A 17,119-nucleotide genomic window follows, 5' to 3' on the forward strand; every position below is an offset into this window, starting at 1 on the left:
CGCTGCGCGCTATTGTTCAGCTTAATTTGCATTTTAATGAAGCATTTGGCCCTGCGGAAGCTGATTGCGGGCTTTCCCGCTACAGGAATAGCCATAAAAAAGGCGCCCTGGGGCGCCTGTATCTTGTGTTAATCTTCTGCCAGGAATGGGTACCGGTAATCGACCGGCGGCTCGAAGGTTTCTTTGATGGTGCGGGGCGATACCCAGCGCAACAAATTGATCATCGAACCAGCTTTGTCGTTCGTCCCAGATCCGCGTGCGCCGCCAAATGGTTGCTGGCCCACCACGGCACCAGTACACTTGTCATTGATGTAAAAGTTGCCGGCCGCATTCCGCAAGGCATATGTTGCCTGTTCTACAGCATATCGGTCCTGGGACAGTACAGCGCCGGTCAAAGCGTAAACAGAAGTCTCATCGATCACTTTCAGGATCGACTCAAATTCAGCATCAGCATAAACATAAACGGTCAGCACCGGGCCAAAAAGCTCCTCGCACATGGTGGTATATTTCGGATCCTGAACAACGAGGACAGTCGGTTCGACGAAGTAGCCTACCGATTTATCGTAATTGCCGCCGGCAATCACCTCAACGCCGGCGTCTGTCTTCGCGGCATCGATGTACCGGGCCAGTTTATCAAACGAACGTTCGTTAATTACCGCATTGATAAAGTTGCTGAAATCTTCTGTCGGTCCCATTTTCATGGTTGAAAGGTCTTTCAGCATGAGTTCTTTAACCTGTGGCCAGATACTTTCTGCAACGTACACCCGCGATGCGGCCGAACATTTTTGTCCCTGGTATTCAAAGGCGCCGCGTACAATGGCCGTAGCGGCGGCAGCTATGTCTGCCGACTGGTGAACGAGGATGAAGTCTTTGCCGCCGGTTTCGCCAACGATACGCGGATAGGTTTTATACTTATGAATGTTTGTACCAATGGTTTTCCAGATCTCCTGGAACACTGCGGTGGAACCCGTAAAGTGGATGCCTGCAAAGTCAGGGTGATTGAATATCACGCTTCCGGCTTCCGGGCCGTCAACATAGATCAGGTTGATCACACCGTCGGGAACACCTGCTTCCCTGAAAATTTCCATCAGGACGTTGGCTGCATAGACCTGGGTATCGGCAGGTTTCCAGACAACTACGTTACCCATCATGGCTACGCAACTCGGCAAGTTACCGGCAATGGCGGTGAAATTGAAGGGTGTCAGGGCAAAAACGAAACCTTCCAGCGGACGCTGCTCCACGCGGTTCCAGCTGCCGCGCGGCGATACCGGCGGTTGCTGACTGTAGATCTCGCTCATGTAGCTGACATTGAACCGCAGAAAGTCGATGATCTCGCAGGCTGAATCAATTTCAGCCTGATAAGCATTTTTAGACTGGCCGAGCATGGTGGCGGCGTTCAGCTTATACCGGTATTTGCCCGCAATAAGGTCAGCAGCTTTCAGGAAGATGGCCGCCCGGTTTTCCCAGGACATTTTTTCCCAGGCTGATTTTGCCGCAAGTGCCGCATCAATGGCCTGTTCAATATGCTGTTTGCTGCCTATGTTATAGGTAGCCAGCACATGCTGGTGGTCGTGCGGAGGAACTACTGTTCCTTTATTATCTGTATATACTTTTTCCGAGCCGATGTACATGGGAATATCGAGCTGAGTGGCTCTGGCTTCGGCCAGCGCAGCCTTCAGGGCAGCGCGTTCTTTTGTGCCGGGCGCATAACTCAAGATCGGCTCGTTAACAGGCTCGGGTACGTTAAAAAATCCTTTGGTCATGGTGTATTGATTTTGTACACAAAGATACGACTTTAAAGTTTTTTATCCGGCTGCGGTTAATTCGCGGGATAATGCGGTTAAAATATGGCTATATTGAGGCGTGGCTAGTGTGCGTCATAGATAACGACCCGTTCAAAAAATATGCGGAACTGCTCAAGAAAGGCCTTGTGCAGCGGATGTACCTGGTAGGTGTCGTGTGCGGCGAGGTCATCGAACAGAAGAAGCAGGCTAAAGGTGTAGGTGGTGTCGACCACAGCCCGCTCAATGGGGGCGGGGGTTCCCGCATGAAAATGCTTCACTACTTCGATGTCTTTCAGTGATTCAAGTCCGTCTTTAAATGCGAGTTTTTCTGCTTCTGTGGTTTCTGGTTTAAGCCAGAACAAAACGTGATGTGCGATCATATAAGGAGTGCCATAGTTGGCCTGGCAAAAGTACAATTTCGGCAGACATGAATGGGCCGGATATATCTTGCAAAGCGGCAGCAAAATTAATTTCTAGTTTATTTTTTAACTTAAAGTTGGTAACTTTACAAAAGTTACCAACTTTGCAGGACTCGAGGTGTATACGCAGCATTTCGTTCTCAGCACCAAAGCCGGCTTCCCCATTTTCTGCCGCCCGTCAATTGCCCGTAATTGTTTACTTTTGGGCTGCATGTTAAGCGCCATTCGCCTCCTTCTTTTTCCTTTTTCGGTCTTGTACGGCCTGGTGATCAGGCTGAGGCATTTTCTGTTTGACACGGGTGTTTTCAAATCCGAGTCTTTTTCAGTGCCCGTTATCTGTGTGGGCAATATTGCATTGGGTGGAGCCGGCAAAACGCCGCAGACAGAATACCTTGTAAGGTTGCTGCAACCACATTACAAGGTCGCCATTTTGAGCAGGGGCTACGGGCGCCAGACCCGCGGGTATATTTGTGCAACGCCGCAAAGCACCGCCGCCGATATAGGCGATGAGCCAATGCAGTACCTGCAGAAATTTCCCGGTGTAACAGTTGCTGTTTCAGAGCGGCGGGCACCCGGCCTGCGCCTGCTGGCTTCATCACATGATGTCGTCATCCTGGACGATGCTTACCAGCATCGCGCCGTTCGCCCCGGATATTCATTGCTGCTTTTTGACCACAACACGCTGCGCCGAAAGCAGTTTCTGCTTCCTTCTGGTAACCTGCGCGATGTTTTCAGCGCACGGAGGCGGGCAGACCTCATGGTTGTTACGAAACTTCCCGGGCCGCCTTCCGGAGCAGAAAAGCAGCTCTTTGAGGCGGTGCTGGAGCCCCGGCCGGGTCAGAAGATCTATTATTCCGGCATCTGGTATGCGCCGCCTGTGTCCTTGCTGGAAGAACATGCCTCACCACTCCGGCTCGATGCTGGCGGACATGCTTTATTGCTTACCGGTATCGCGAATCCCCTGCCGCTCAAATCTGCCCTCAGGCAGCGGGGCTGGCAGATCAAACACCTGGCTTTTAAAGACCATCATCCCTTTGACCGGAAGGATCTTGAAAACATAATAGAGGAGTACAAAACCCTGCCCACAGATAAAAAAGTGGTGCTGACAACAGAAAAGGATGCACAACGTTTATTAGATGAAAGTTTAAGAGATTTACTCTTAAATTTGCCCGTATATTACATTCCCATAGAGACCGCCTTTTTCGATGAAGGCGAATCTGGCTTTGATCTGGAAATTTTAAATTATGTTAAGAGCGCTGCAAGAGACCGTAGATTACATTAAACGGAAAACAGAAAATTTTGAACCCGAAGTCGGGATCATTTTGGGCACCGGTCTTGGGGGACTCGTGAAGGAAATGGAGGTATCCCAGCAACTTCTGTACGCAAACATTCCAAACTTTCCCATTTCTACGCTGGAATTTCACTCAGGCAAACTGATTTTCGGCACGCTCGAAGGAAAAAAAGTGGTGGCCATGCAAGGCCGTCTGCACTATTACGAAGGTTATTCCATGCAGCAGATTACCTTTCCGGTGCGGGTCATGAAAATGCTGGGAATAAAAAATCTTTTCGTTTCGAACGCAGCGGGCTCTTTGAACCCCGCATTCAAAAAAGGTGATCTGATGATTATCGAGGATCACATCAACCTTCAGCCCGATAATCCTTTGCGCGGAATTAATGACAGCGACCTCGGACCAAGATTTCCCGACATGAGCCAGCCCTACAACCGGGAACTGATCAATAAAGCAACTGAGCTGGCCCGTTCGGTAGATATTGCCTGCCATAAAGGAGTCTATGTTGCCGTATCGGGACCCAACCTCGAGACCAAAGCAGAATACCGCTACCTGCGCATCATTGGCGCTGACGCCGTCGGGATGAGTACCGTGCCGGAAGTCATTGTTGCCAACCACATGGCGCTGCCCGTTTTTGCAGTTTCCGTGCTGACAGATGAAGGTTTTCCGGAAGATCTGCAGCCTTTCAGTTTAGAAGATATCCTGGAAACTGCAGGTCGTGCAGAACCTAAAATGACCGAAATATTAAAGGGTTTAATTGCTTCTGTATAATGCCGGTCGCTTTAAGATTGTTGCTCTTTTTTCTGTTAACGGTATCCGGCCTCTATGTCAGGGCACAGGACCTGAAAACAAACATCAATAAGAATAAGGAGATGGATTCGCTGCGTAACAAAATAGACGGCGCGCAGGATTCAGTCATTTTTACCTCGAAATTTATCCGTTATACCACCTTGCGCTTGCTGCGCGACAGCATCCAGACGCTGCCGCTTGATACCACGCTGCGCAACTTTCAGTATTCAAGCGTCCTCATTCAGCCCGAGCGGCCAACCATTAACCTCGGTAACCTGGGGCTTGCTGCTACGCCGCTTTTATTCGAACCACGCAAGAATATAGGTTTCGACCCTGGTTTCCACTCGCTAGACTGGTATCGGGTAACCCCTGAGGATGTTACTTACTATGTGGCGCGAACACCTTTTACACGTTTGTATTACGTGAGCGGCGGGCTAAAAGAGCAAGTATTTCAGGTAACGCATTCACAAAATGTGACGAAGAACTGGAATGTTGGTGCCACCTATGACCGGATCGGAGCAAATGGTTTTTATGCCAAGCAGCGCGGCGATCACCTCAATGCGACTGTCTTCAGTTGGTACCGTTCTCCAAACAAGCGCTACAACGTCTGGGTAAATGCAATTTTCAACACACTTAAAGCTGCCGAGAATGGTTCGACCAGAAACGACTCCATCTTTACTGCACCGCCTGTTGTATCGCTAACGCGGGAAGCGGAGGATGTAAGGTTGCAGAGCGCCCGGCAAATTTACCGCAATACCACTTTTTTTATACGGCAGAGTTATTTTGTAGGACGAATTGATAGCCTGATGCAGGACTCGGTTCAAAAGATCCTTCCTACCAATAAATTGACTTATACCCTGGCCTACAACCGAAACAGTTATGCTTTTCAGAAGAATGACGCTGACGACTTTTCCGTACTTCCGCAAGGAAGTTTCAACAGCATTTTCACCAATGATTCGGTTTCAGTTAAACACCTTCAGAATGAATTCAATTACGGCTTTTTCTTACGGGCACGGGGCTCGTCTATCATTAAAAACGAACTCAAGCTGAATGCGGGGCTTCGAATTGACTATTACAACTTTACGCAGGGTTCGTATGGCCCGCAATCTGCGGTGTATGACCGGTATGGATCCAGTTTTCTCAATACCACGCTGCTTGGTAACGCCGGTTACCGGTTTAGCAACAGGATTGACCTGACGGTAGACCTGCAGCAAATCTTTCAGGGCAGAAACGCGGGCGATTTTCTGTACGAGGCCCAGAGTAATCTCTTGCTGGGTAAAGCTGCCGGCCGAATTGTGCTTGGCGCTTACCTGCAGAATAAATCGCCTGAAGAACTTTACAATAATTTCCTGGGAAACCACTACCGCTGGCGTAACAATGCCTTTGACAGGATGAAGGTCGCAAACCTGAGTTTCCAGTATTTGAATAGTAAATATGGCTTCAAAGCAACTGCCGAATACTTTTTAGTGAGCAATTACCTGTACTTTGAGCGGGGAGCGTTTGTGAACGGATATGTTATGCCACAGCAAGCCGCAGGAGATATCAATCTGCTGAAGATAACCGCATCGAAAAAGATCAGCTTTGGTAAATTTAACCTGGATGTGTTTTTGGCCTACCAGAAAAACAGCAATGAAACGATTGTGCGCACACCCGAATTTTACACGTTCAATAGCTTCTACCTGAATCAGACTTTTTTCAAGGTGCTGAAAACGAATATTGGTTTCGATGTGCGCTACAATACAGCTTATACAAACTATTCGTACGCACCAGGCATCAGTCAGTTTTATGTCGGACCGGACATCATGTTCAGTTCTTATCCGGTAGTTGATGTTTTTTTAAAGGCCAATCTCAAGCGCGCCAACCTGTTCGTTAAGTATGACTATGCCAACCAGAACCTGTTTTCAAACGGTTTTTATACGGTAAACCGCTACCCTATGCAAGACGCTTTGTTGAAATTTGGAGTGAGCTGGAACTTTTATGATTAATTATTGATTAAATAATTTTATTTATATTTTGTTAATTAAACTTTTAATGTCTACCTTAGGGATATCTTAAATCTATCCCTATGAAAAGCATTTGTATTTTTTCCCTTGCCGGACTTTGTCTTGCACTATCATTTAGCAGTTGCAAAAAGCATACGACGGCTGTACCACCACCCCAAGAACCTCCGGCCGCTGCTGGGGGTTTAACGCAGTTTAGCCGCATCCTTGCCAAAGCCATAGCTTCCGATGAAACGCTAAGAAATTTTCTTAAAGCAGAGGCCCTGAAACAATTCGATCGGGATTTCGATGTGTTGTATGTGCGGTCAAGCGGGGCCAGGCTTTCAGACGGCCGCACCTTTCGCGAGGCACTCATCCCATTTGCCGGAAACGAACGGCTGCTTGACGAACTCACTACAAATCATCCCTTGCTAACGATCTATGTGCCGTCGCTTCCGGAATTTGATGCAGGGTCCTGGAATGCGGCGGCCCAGATCCCGAAAATAGCAATTGATGATCCGGCCTATCCGCATATCCGGCTCACTGATCATACCGGCGTCTTGTTCGATATACCGGCCTCGTTTTATCCGGCTTTTCCTGTGCTTGTGGTTAAGAACAATGAACGCGTTAGGCTGAAGAAAAAGGACAATGAAATTGCTGTATCGGGGCATCAGGTTAACGGGGAGCTGATGTTCATTGATGAAGCGTTTGACGGTCTTCATAGCCCCACGGTACCGCAAACTGCGGTAACGCGAAATGTTAGCGAAACCGATCCGGTTAATATCGAAGCCTTTCACTCCGGGAACGAATGGCAACGTGACTTTGTTTATTATGGCATAACTCCCGCAAACCCGACAGGCAAATTCAAAAACAATTTTAGTGAGTTTATCACTTCTTTCCGCTTCCTCAACGGTGGTGATGTGAATAATTTCGGAGATCTGGGACTCATTGCCGATCAAACCGACGGCGCGCCGCACAGGCTTGATCCTATGGTACCCGCTGTTCGCAACCGAACCAGGCCCGTTTGGACAGAAGGAAATTTTGAGTTTCGGATTACCATTGTAAACAACTCCAAGAATGGGTTGGGCAGCCAGACAACAAAAATATTAAGCGTTGCGCCGCAGAAACTTTTCGATGTTCGCTATAAAACACTGATACGGGGTGTAAATGAAGAAGACAACCCGAGGTTCTGGGGTTCCGAGATTATGGTCATCAGGAGCATTACGCCACTTGAGTTCAACCCGGATATAGAAATCGGACCATGGGATCTTCAGAATTACGGAACGGCCTGGAAATTCCTGGTCTCTGAATTTGACGACGCCCAGGAATCTGCTACCGAAATTGAACACTCCACCACGTACGCAACCAATTTCAGCATAGACGGAATAGACATTTTCAAAATCGGGGCAAAGTTTGGCGGCAGCATGACGTCGGTGGAAAAAAGAGGTTTCACCATTAAGACGACACTAGGCTCTGATTTTCTCGGTGAAGCCGCGCTGAGCTTTGATCAGCCGGTGATCACAGCGATAGACGGAGCGGGCAATGTGATAAAAAGAAGCATCACGACAGGAGGAAGCTTGCGCATGACCGTGGAGCCCAAACGCATCATGTAACCGGGCTGGAACAAGCTGAATTCCGGATTCCGGTGAAGTCGCACTGAGCTTTGATCAGCCGGTGATCCCAGCGATAGACGGAGCGGGCAATGTGACAAAAAGAAGTATTCCTGAATGAGGAAGTCTGACCATGATCGTCGAGTCTGTACGCATGATGTAACTGGGCTAAATACCAACAGGGCTGAATTCCGGGTTTCGGTGAAGCCGCGCTGAGCTTTGATCAGCCGGTGATCATAGCGATAGACGGGCAATGTGATAAAAAGAAGTATTGCGACCGGAGGGGTCTGAGTATCACACGGAGCCTAAACAATTGCGTGATCAAGCTAAAATACGGCCAGTACTGGGCTTTTAGCCCGCGATCACGGCTATTGCTGGGCTGCCAATGTGAAAAAAGGAAACATAACTGCAGGAGGAAAGTCTGAGTATGATTATGGGGTCTCACACATCGTGCAACCGGGCTGATATGCAAGCAGGGCCGCCGCGGCGGCCCTGCTTGCATATCGATGCAGACATCAGACTGATGGATAGCATGCAATCGTATGCCATGAATTTGGTGGTGCAGATCTAACGTGAATCTGCATGCCTTGCTGATATCAGAAGCTGTACCCAACGCTGAAACTCAGCACCCGGGATTTGAGCTCTGTGCTGCTGGTAAGCTCACGCCTGTCTTTTGGTGTCAGTTCGGCCAGGCCAAAACTGTAATTGCCATTTACCGTAAAGCCATTGTTAAAACGGAAGCCCAGACCACCATTCAGTCCATAGTCAATAGCGCTGAGGTTAGATTCGACATCGCTGCCAAAACTAATGTCGAAATCCTGGTTTCCGCTATCCGCGCGTAATCTGGTTTTACCGGAAACACCATAACTTACAAAGGGACCGGCGTTGATCAGCAGGTGACCTGCATTTCCAGTCTGAATGCTGTATAGCGCATTAACGGGCACCTCAATCCAAAGTGTACGCTGCGTCATCGTCCCGCTTTCGCCCGGGGCATCGATCACGAATTTAGTTCCTTTACCCTGTAAGGATATGGCAGGTTGAATAGTGAAACTCCTGGAGATATTCAGATTCGCATAGACACTCAGATTTAAGCCTGGCAAGTTCTTTTGGAAATCAGCGGCTTCATAACCCGAAACGTTTCCGTCACCGAGTGCGTATTTTGCTAAGTTAAGGCCGGCCCGGATGCCAAATCGAGGTGCAGCAGTTTTTGCGACCCGGCTGCCTTCTGACCGGTTAACCGTATGAACCGTGGGTGGGTTTGACGGGCGGACAGAGGTCTCGTTACGTTCTGAATAATTGGACCTGGCAGCTGGTGTAGCCGTCGTTACTGGCTTTTTCTTATTGACTGTACTTTTTGTTGTTGATGTTGCCTGCTTTGTGCCGGTTGCAGAACTCGATGTACGCTTTGTACTTTGCGATGTCGTTCTGGATTGAGTGGTGGCTTTTTTGGCGGCTTTTTTCTGTGTCTGTGCACTGACTGAGACCGTTGTGAACAGCGCGATCGCTGTTGCAAAGATGAAATTTTTCATGAGGTAAAAAATGGTTTAATTCGGTGCGCACCCTGCGCACGTCTGTTTGTTTTTTGACCCCTTGAAACCTGCACTCAACCAAACCTGTGCCATTTGTGCCTAAATATGGGCAACATTCCCACATTTAATATCGCTTAAACGATTAACCTCTGATAACTAAACATTTAAAATACAACAGTAAAAAAGGGGTATCTCCTAAGAGACACCCCCGAGTTCTAGACAGCGTTCGTTTTAGAACGAATAACCTACTGTAAACCCTACAATGCGGTTCGTCCATTTCATATCACCGTTACGGGCATCTTTCGGTATCTGGTTCGCAAGGCCCAGGCCATAATTGGCACCTACCATGAATCCGTTGTTTAACCGGTAACCCAGTCCGAAGTTTGCACCATAGTCCATCGAGCTCAAATCATCATCGGTTGTGTTACCAAACTCAATGTCTGACTCCGTTGATCCGCCTGTCTGGCCGGCCGAACCTTCTATTTTGGTTTTGCCAGAAAGATTGAAACCGATGTACGGACCTACACTGACCTGGAAGGCACCGGCATCACCGGTAGGGATGCGGAGTACAGCGTTTACCGGTACGTCAACCGACATGATGTTCTGACTTACGGTTACATCCGCGTTGCCGGGAGAGTTTTCCCATTTTCCGCCTTTACTCTGCAAGGTAATTCCGGGCTGAATAAAGAAATTATTGGCGACACCGAAATCTCCAAAACCGGTTACGCTGAAACCAATATTGTCTTTCGCATAATCGTTCAGGTTCATGCCATCGCCTGAAGAATGTAACCTCGAAAGGTTTACACCTGCTTTAAGCCCGAAGCGGGCATCATTGCCACTCATTTTTGTTTGTGCCATAGCTGCTGTTGACAATACGATCGCGGCAGCGCTTAAGAATAATTTTTTCATACTATTGTACTTTTAGTAATTTCTAATTTGTCATCCTGCTTTTTGCTTGAGCGAGCAGGTTTGTTGAACACTCGAGGCCAAAGGCTGTGCCAAAGACGACAAATCTAAATACCTGAAATAAACAAATCGTTGATAGCAAGTTTGTTACAAGGGGAATCTGCACGCTGTTCCGGCAGCAGCTTATTTTTGGGCGTTGCGCGGAAGGTGTCTAGATAAAAGGATAAAAACGCGAAGAAAGCACCGGTCAGGTGCTGGTTAGGTTTTCTGTGGCTTCTTCTTGGCCGCCGGAAACAGGACGTTGTTCAGAATAAGCCGGTAGCCTGCAGAATTGGGATGAAGGTTCAGATCGGTTGGCGGGTCGCCAACCGCATGCTGGTAATCTTCCGGGTCGTGCCCGCCGTAAAAAGTAAACTGCCCTTTACCCACTTCTCCATGCAGGTATCTGACCTCGTTAGCACCCTTGTTTTCACCAAGTACGGTTACGCCTGGTTTAACCAGCGTTTTTCTGAAGGCGGTAGTTTGGCCCATAAAACCTTTGATGACCTTGTCATGGTTTTGGGTCAGCATGGTGGGCACAAGGTCCCATTTGGCAGAAAAGTCGAAAAGTGTGAAAAAATCATTGCTCTGCACCAGGCTCCTTGAATCTGTAACATCGATATCTGAGAATTCATAATGCAATGGATTCCCATCAAGGTGAAAGTCCTGGAAGGCCAGCGTCTTTGAGAAATCCAGTTTACGCTGCGCATCAGGATCAATACCATCGCCATCAAACATCTGCGCGCAGATGTCGGTATTTTCTGCACTCAGCGCAATGTCAAAACTGTCGGTTCCTGAACACATGGCAAACAGGAATCCGCCGCCGGCGCAATATTGCCTGATTCGCTGAGCTACGGCCAGTTTCATTTGTGAAACTTTGTTGAATCCGTTCTTTTTTGCGGTAGCTTCCTGTGTCTTTACATCGGCCTGGTACCAGGATGTATACCGGAACGCACTCCAGAACCTTCCGTATTGCCCGGTAAAATCTTCATGATGCAGGTGCAGCCAATCGTACTGGCTGAGTTTGTCCTGAATAATTTCTTCGTCATACAGTACCTCGTAAGGAATCTCGGCATAGGTAAGTACCAGGGTTACGGCATCATCCCAGGGTAGTTTACTCTTAGGTGAGTACACGGCTATTTTAGGCGCTTTTTCAAGTTTGACCATTTCCATGTTCACAGCAGGATCACTGATCTCGTTCAGCAGTTCGCTTACGCGGCCGTCTGCAATAACAGAATACGATACACCTCTTATTTTACACTCATCCTCTATGGCCTTGTTGTACGCAACAAGAAAACTTCCGCCGCGGTAGTTTAAAAGCCAGTCTACAGGAACCTGCCGCTTAATTGTCCAGTAGGCAATACCATAAGCTTTCAGGTGGTTTTTCTGGTCTTCATCCATATAAATCAGGATCGAAGAGGCAGCTGCCTGCATGGCAAATGACAACAGGAACAGAATGGTCAGTAATTTTCTCATGTGCGCTTGCTAAAGTTAGCCTTTAGCCGCAATATAAACCAGCCACGCAGGCATTTATTGTACAAACGTGCAGAACATTGTGTGTGAAAATATGCCAGATCGGCTTTACACCTGTGAAAAACAAATTCAAAAATTTTGAGTAGGTTTGTCGTTTATATTTTCGATATGAGTAAAGCAATAATAAAAACCGAAAAAGGAGAAATGACCGTTCAGTTTTATGATCAGGACGCTCCGAATACTGTTGCAAACTTTAAAAAACTTGCCAAGGAAGGTTTCTACGATGGGGTAACATTTCACCGCGTTATTCCTGACTTTGTTGTTCAGGGAGGATGCCCCAATTCAAAGGATCCTGCCAAAGCGCACCTGGCAGGCACAGGCGGTCCCGGTTACAAGATCGATTGCGAACTGACCGGCGAAAACCAATACCACGACAGGGGCGTATTGTCTATGGCACATGCCGGCCGCAATACCGGTGGGTCGCAGTTTTTCATCTGCCACAGCCGCAACAACACCGCTCATCTTGACCGCAACCATACCTGTTTCGGTAAGGTGGTGGAAAATGTCGACCTTGTAGATGACATCCGCCAGGGTGACAAAATCACGACGATAGAAGTTATAGAAGATTAACACGCCCGGATGCCGCGCGCCAGCGCTGTCATTCAGGACTAAGATTTACGTTATATGAATTTAAGAGGACTAGTAGCCGTTTCTGGCAGACCAGGTCTTTTCAAACTGGTCGGGCAAAACAAGGCCGGTTATGTTTTAGAGGGCCTTGATGAGCAAAAACTTAAGATTGTCGCCAATCTTTCAACAACCAAATTGGCCTCGCTTGAAGACATCACTGTTTACGGCGAAGAAGAAGAGATCAAGTTGATCGACATTTTTTCTAACATTGCTGCCAAGGGTACGGCGCCAGATGTTAAAGCAGATTCGGCCAGCCTTCGTGACTTTTTCCGCGAAGTAGCTCCCGGCCACGATGAGGAAAAGGTGTATGCCTCAGACATGAAGAAGATCATCACCTGGTTTAACCTGATCAAAGACCTTCCGTTGTTCACCGAAGAGGCGCCGGCTGCCCCGGGCGAGGGCGGGGAAGCTGTTAAGGTAGACGACAAGGCCGATAAAAAACCAAAAGCAGTTGCAAAGCCTTCAAATGCCAAAGCACCGAGCAAAACTTCGGCGCCTGCCAAGAAAGCAAGCATGACGAGTAAGAAAGGCGTATAGCCTGCAAAAAATAAGTATTGAGGCTGTTCAGTATATGAACGGCCTTTTTTATTTACAGAAAATACATCAGCAGAATGAACGCGGCAAGGGCGACAACGATGGCGATGGTCAGGTAACGTCCCTCGCCAAGACGGCTGCTTTTAAATTTGTAATCTCTCTTTAGTTTGATATTGCTTCCGGGATCTCTCATATTGGTCTGATTAAAAGGAACCGGAGTTCCATAATTGCTCTTTCTGTCAGGATGCACAAATCCTGTTAAATCCACAACCTAAGCATGGTGATAAGGCTCGTTTCTCATTATGGTGAACGCCCGGTAAAGCTGCTCTGTAAAAAACAACCTGATCATCTGGTGCGAAAAGGTCATCTCTGACAAGGAAAGCAGTGCGTTGGCGCGTTTATACACATCTTCGGCAAACCCATAGGGGCCGCCTATAACGAAAACCAGGCTGCCGGTTCCAGCGACCATATACCTATTGAGCAGCTGTGAAAACCCAACAGAACTGTGCTTTTTCCCGCGTTCATCCATCAAAATGACAACATCATTGCCTGATAATTGTTTAAGGAGCAGCTCCGCCTCTTTGCTTTTTTGCTGCGGTTCAGACAAGTGTTTGGTGTTCTTGATATCCGGTATGACCTGCAGGCTGAAACCTACATAGTGTTTCAGGCGTGAAAGGTATTTTTCTATGCCTTCATGAAGCCATGGCTCTTCGGTTTTCCCGATAACGATCAGCTTAATTTTCATTCGTTGCTATTTCAAATCCTTATCTTCGGAATTTACCTGCAAATATAATGTTAAAAGATAAGGGAAACGCCGGATATGATTACGAGGCGATCGTTTCTGAGCTGGAAACCAATGTCACAGCACTACGCAGCCGGATTAACCGGTTGTCGTTCCTGCGACTTGTTTGTTTCGGCCTGCTCATCGCGGTTTTTGTGCCGGTATTCAGGTATGTTACACTCGAGTGGGCGTTCGCCTGCAGCCTGGTGCCCGTGGCGCTTTTCGTACAGGTAATTCGCAGACAACAGCGGTTATTGGCAGAAGAAGATTTTAAAAACCGGCTCATCTGGATCTACAACAATGAAATCCGTATCTCAGCAGGTCTGGAAAACGGGTATGGACACGGCGGGACATTCGCGGACGAACAGCATCCTTACTTGTCAGATCTTGATATTTTTGGTCCGGGGTCGCTTTACGGATTGCTTAACAGGTGTAGCAGCCGGGAGGCGGCTGCGGGCCTTGCAGCCTCCTTGTCGGGAAGCAGGCCAGCGGCCGAGATACGTCGACGCCAGCAGGCAATAGCAGAGCTTGAACCGCACATTGGCGACAGTTTCGTGTTCCGCGCCCGGCTTCATGCCATTGACCCTGACCTCACTGAAACATTGCGAAAGACCTTGTCAGCGAACCTGCGCAGTCAGCTAAGTTTTCTGAGTAGCAGGCTACTTAACGGTTATACTGCGGCTGTGCCGTACATGATGGGAGCGCTTTTTGCATTTGCGGTTTTCCTGCAAGGTGCCGCATGGAGTCTATTCGGGCTGGCGGCCCTGGCAAACGCAGCTGTCGTGCTGCTGAACCTGCGGAGCATCAATGTGCTATACGCCGGATTTGGCCGCAGCGCACAGCAGCTTCAGGCCTTTTCTGCTGCTTTACATTGGATAGAACAACGAACATGGACAAGCGAGCTCTTGCGGCAGGAGCCCGGCGCAGGTGCTGACAGTTCTGCGGCTTTCTCAATGAAAAAACTGGCCCGCATCATGCAGGCTTTCGATGCCCGGCTTAACATGCTGGTGGGCGGGTTTCTGAACATGATGCTGTTATGGGATGTACGTTGCGCTTTTCGTCTTAAGAACTGGCTGGCTACTGATGCAGCTGCGATTACAACTGCCTTTGAACGCATGGCGCGCCTGGAAGAACTGCTCTGCTTTGCAACTTTGTCTGCCAACCATCCGGATTGGGCGCTGCCCGCTATCCAGTCTGAGTTTTGCCTCAGGGCTCAGGCGCTGGCCCATCCGCTCATTGTGCCAGGGCAGCGTGTGGCCAACGATTATGAATTTGAGACCGGCCCCGTCGCAGACCTCATTACAGGCTCGAACATGGCTGGAAAGAGTACATTTCTCCGTACGGTCGGCGTAAATATGGTGCTTGCCTTTGCCGGCGGGCATGTCTGTGCCGGTTCAATGAGCGTATCTGTTTTTTCACTATTTACCTACATGCGCATCCGCGACTCGCTCAACGACCGCACATCTACCTTCAAAGCCGAGCTGAACCGCCTGAAGATGATCCTTGAGGGTGCCAGGGAATCTGCCCGGCCGCTCGTCTTGATCGACGAAATGCTGAGGGGTACAAACAGCCGCGACAAATACCTGGGCTCTAAGGTTTTCCTGGAAAAACTGATTGCAGACCGGGTGCCTGTCCTTTTCGCTACGCACGACCTGCAGCTGGCCTCACTCGAAACGGAGCACAAAGGCCGGGTACGCAACTTCCATTTCGATATCTCTATTACCGATGGCGATATGCGGTTCGACTATCAATTAAAAGCTGGTCCATGCAATATATTCAATGCTGCACTGTTGCTGCGCGAGATTGGCCTTAATGTGGACCATACCGAGGTTGCAGAACAGAGCGGGCATTAACATCCAGTTAACAAGGCATGTTTAACTTGTCGGTTGTTGGTTCATTATGAAAGCATCAGATTTTGGTCCGGAATTTTTATGGGGCGTAGCCGTAGCCGCTGCACAGATTGAAGGCGCTGCCTTTGACGGGGGCAAGGGGCCTTCAATCTGGGATACCTTTGCCGCACGGTCCGGCAAGACCAGGAAGGGTGCTGTGCCCACTGTAGCCTGCGATTTTTATCACCGGTACAAAGAAGACATTGCTGCGGTGAAAATGCTGGGCTTCGGGGTGTTTCGTTTTTCCATTTCATGGCCAAGGATTTTTCCCGATGGCCGCGGGCCGGCCAATCAGGAAGGTCTTCTTTTTTACCACCGCGTTATAGACGAGTGCCTGGAACAGGGGCTTACTCCGCTCGTTACCCTTTACCACTGGGACCTGCCCGATGCGCTGGAACGTGAAGGCGGCTGGACAGCGTACGGCATCAACGAAGCGTTTAATGCTTTTGTGCAGCGCTGTGCGGTCGAATATGGCTATAAGGTTAAATACTGGATCGTGCTCAATGAGCCGTTTGGGTATACATCGCTGGGCTACATGCTCGGCATGCACGCACCGGGCAAAACCGGCTTGGGGAACTTCTTTGCAGCGGTTCATCATACGGCGCTCGCGCAGGCAGATGGCGCCCGTTTGCTGCGTACTGAGGTCAGCCAGGCCTGTATCGGGACTACATTTTCCTGTTCTAAAATACTCCCGTACACATCCAGCGCCAATGATGAAATGGCAGCGAGGCGCATTGACTGCCTCATGAACCGCTTGTTTGTTGAGCCCGTGCTCGGCATGGGTTACCCCACTGCCGACTGGGAACTGCTCGAGCGGTTCAGCATCCGGTTTGCCACCTGGCGGCTAACTGAGCGGCTGCGGTTCGACTTTGATTTCATTGGTCTACAAAATTATTTCCCGCTGACTGTCAGGTATAATCCGCTTGTTCCGGTTATTCAGGCCTGGGAGGTGAAAGCGCGCAGCAGGAAGCGACCGCATACCGCCATGGGCTGGGAAGTGAACGGAAACCAGTTCGCCGCCATCATCAGGCAGTTTGCGGCTTATCCAAATATACCGCCGATCATGATCACTGAAAACGGCGCTGCCTATGCAGATAAACTCGTCAATGGAAAAATTCATGATGCAGAACGCATTGCCTTTTTTAAAGAATATCTGCAGGCTTTGCTGGCATTGAAGCAGGAAGGGCTTCCCATTACTGGTTACCTCGTCTGGACACTGATGGATAATTTTGAATGGGCTGAAGGGTACCAGGCACGGTTTGGTCTGCTTTACACTGATTTCAAGACCGGAGACAGGCATATGAAAGACTCGGCCCACTGGTGGAAAGGGTTCCTGAAATCCTGAGAGATCAGGCCGCATCGCATTGGTTCAGACAAAAAAAAGACGCAGCATGCTGCGTCTTTTTTTTAT

The 17,119-nt window shown here is 48.9% G+C and carries 15 protein-coding genes; 8 read left to right on the plus strand and 7 right to left on the minus strand.

The annotated features are described in order from the left end of the window. Nucleotides 1-128 precede the first annotated feature (128 nt). Both pruA and C7T94_RS18540 read right to left on the minus strand, forming a co-directional pair. Entirely contained in the window at nt 129-1,763 is a 1,635-nt protein-coding gene (gene pruA, locus C7T94_RS18535) for an L-glutamate gamma-semialdehyde dehydrogenase (protein WP_107217484.1), read from the minus strand. A gap of 104 nt (nt 1,764-1,867) precedes the next feature. Then, a complete protein-coding gene (locus C7T94_RS18540; RefSeq protein ID WP_107217486.1) occupies nt 1,868-2,164 on the minus strand; it encodes a Dabb family protein in 297 nt (98 codons plus the stop codon). Between the two features lie 250 nt (nt 2,165-2,414). Here C7T94_RS18540 and lpxK point away from each other — a divergent pair, with 250 nt between their 5' ends. From lpxK to C7T94_RS18560, 4 genes are all read left to right on the plus strand, one after another. Next, nucleotides 2,415-3,485 (plus strand): tetraacyldisaccharide 4'-kinase, encoded by a 1,071-nt coding sequence (gene lpxK, locus C7T94_RS18545; RefSeq protein ID WP_107217488.1) that lies wholly within the window; start codon nt 2,415-2,417, stop codon nt 3,483-3,485. Continuing rightward, nucleotides 3,448-4,263, plus strand: a complete 816-nt coding sequence (locus C7T94_RS18550) for a purine-nucleoside phosphorylase (protein WP_107217490.1) — start codon at nt 3,448-3,450, stop codon at nt 4,261-4,263. Before lpxK ends, C7T94_RS18550 begins: the two co-directional genes overlap by 38 nt. A gap of 20 nt (nt 4,264-4,283) precedes the next feature. Continuing rightward, nucleotides 4,284-6,266 carry a putative porin gene (locus C7T94_RS18555; protein WP_239495069.1) on the plus strand — a complete coding sequence of 661 codons (1,983 nt, stop codon included), beginning with the start codon at nt 4,284-4,286 and terminating at the stop codon, nt 6,264-6,266. Between the two features lie 80 nt (nt 6,267-6,346). Beyond that, nucleotides 6,347-7,873 carry a hypothetical protein gene (locus C7T94_RS18560; protein ID WP_107217494.1) on the plus strand — a complete coding sequence of 509 codons (1,527 nt, stop codon included), beginning with the start codon at nt 6,347-6,349 and terminating at the stop codon, nt 7,871-7,873. Between the two features lie 593 nt (nt 7,874-8,466). Here the strand turns inward: C7T94_RS18560 and C7T94_RS18565 are convergent. The 3 genes from C7T94_RS18565 to C7T94_RS18575 form a co-directional block, all read right to left on the minus strand. Then, entirely contained in the window at nt 8,467-9,399 is a 933-nt protein-coding gene (locus C7T94_RS18565) for a porin family protein (RefSeq protein ID WP_107217497.1), read from the minus strand. Between the two features lie 231 nt (nt 9,400-9,630). Continuing rightward, a complete protein-coding gene (locus tag C7T94_RS18570) occupies nt 9,631-10,308 on the minus strand; it encodes a porin family protein (protein ID WP_107217499.1) in 678 nt (225 codons plus the stop codon). A gap of 255 nt (nt 10,309-10,563) precedes the next feature. Then, nucleotides 10,564-11,745 carry an asparagine synthetase B gene (locus C7T94_RS18575; protein WP_394341009.1) on the minus strand — a complete coding sequence of 394 codons (1,182 nt, stop codon included), beginning with the start codon at nt 11,743-11,745 and terminating at the stop codon, nt 10,564-10,566. 240 nt (nt 11,746-11,985) lie between these two features. On the opposite strand from C7T94_RS18575, the gene C7T94_RS18580 reads away from it, so the two are divergent. Both C7T94_RS18580 and C7T94_RS18585 read left to right on the plus strand, forming a co-directional pair. Then, the gene (locus C7T94_RS18580; protein ID WP_107217501.1) at nt 11,986-12,447 is read left to right on the plus strand and encodes a peptidylprolyl isomerase; all 462 of its coding nucleotides are present in this window, start codon (nt 11,986-11,988) and stop codon (nt 12,445-12,447) included. Nucleotides 12,448-12,501: 54 nt separating this feature from the next. After that, complete coding sequence (locus C7T94_RS18585) at nt 12,502-13,041, plus strand: DUF5606 family protein (protein WP_107217503.1); 540 nt, start codon at nt 12,502-12,504, stop codon at nt 13,039-13,041. A 52-nt stretch (nt 13,042-13,093) separates the two neighbouring features. Here the strand turns inward: C7T94_RS18585 and C7T94_RS19455 are convergent, their stop codons facing one another. Beyond that, the gene (locus C7T94_RS19455) at nt 13,094-13,231 is read right to left on the minus strand and encodes a hypothetical protein (protein WP_162618762.1); all 138 of its coding nucleotides are present in this window, start codon (nt 13,229-13,231) and stop codon (nt 13,094-13,096) included. A 78-nt stretch (nt 13,232-13,309) separates the two neighbouring features. Continuing rightward, nucleotides 13,310-13,783: a 23S rRNA (pseudouridine(1915)-N(3))-methyltransferase RlmH gene (gene rlmH, locus C7T94_RS18590; protein WP_107217505.1), complete on the minus strand. Its 474-nt coding sequence runs from the start codon at nt 13,781-13,783 to the stop codon at nt 13,310-13,312. Between the two features lie 47 nt (nt 13,784-13,830). Between rlmH and C7T94_RS18595 the strand changes: the two genes are divergently transcribed. Continuing rightward, complete coding sequence (locus C7T94_RS18595; RefSeq protein WP_107217507.1) at nt 13,831-15,672, plus strand: MutS-related protein; 1,842 nt, start codon at nt 13,831-13,833, stop codon at nt 15,670-15,672. A 46-nt stretch (nt 15,673-15,718) separates the two neighbouring features. Continuing rightward, entirely contained in the window at nt 15,719-17,053 is a 1,335-nt protein-coding gene (locus C7T94_RS18600) for a GH1 family beta-glucosidase (RefSeq protein ID WP_107217509.1), read from the plus strand. Nucleotides 17,054-17,119: the final 66 nt, after the last annotated feature.

It is taken from the genome of Pedobacter yulinensis, assembly GCF_003029735.1.
GTDB classification, from domain to species: Bacteria; Bacteroidota; Bacteroidia; order Sphingobacteriales; family Sphingobacteriaceae; genus Pedobacter; species Pedobacter yulinensis.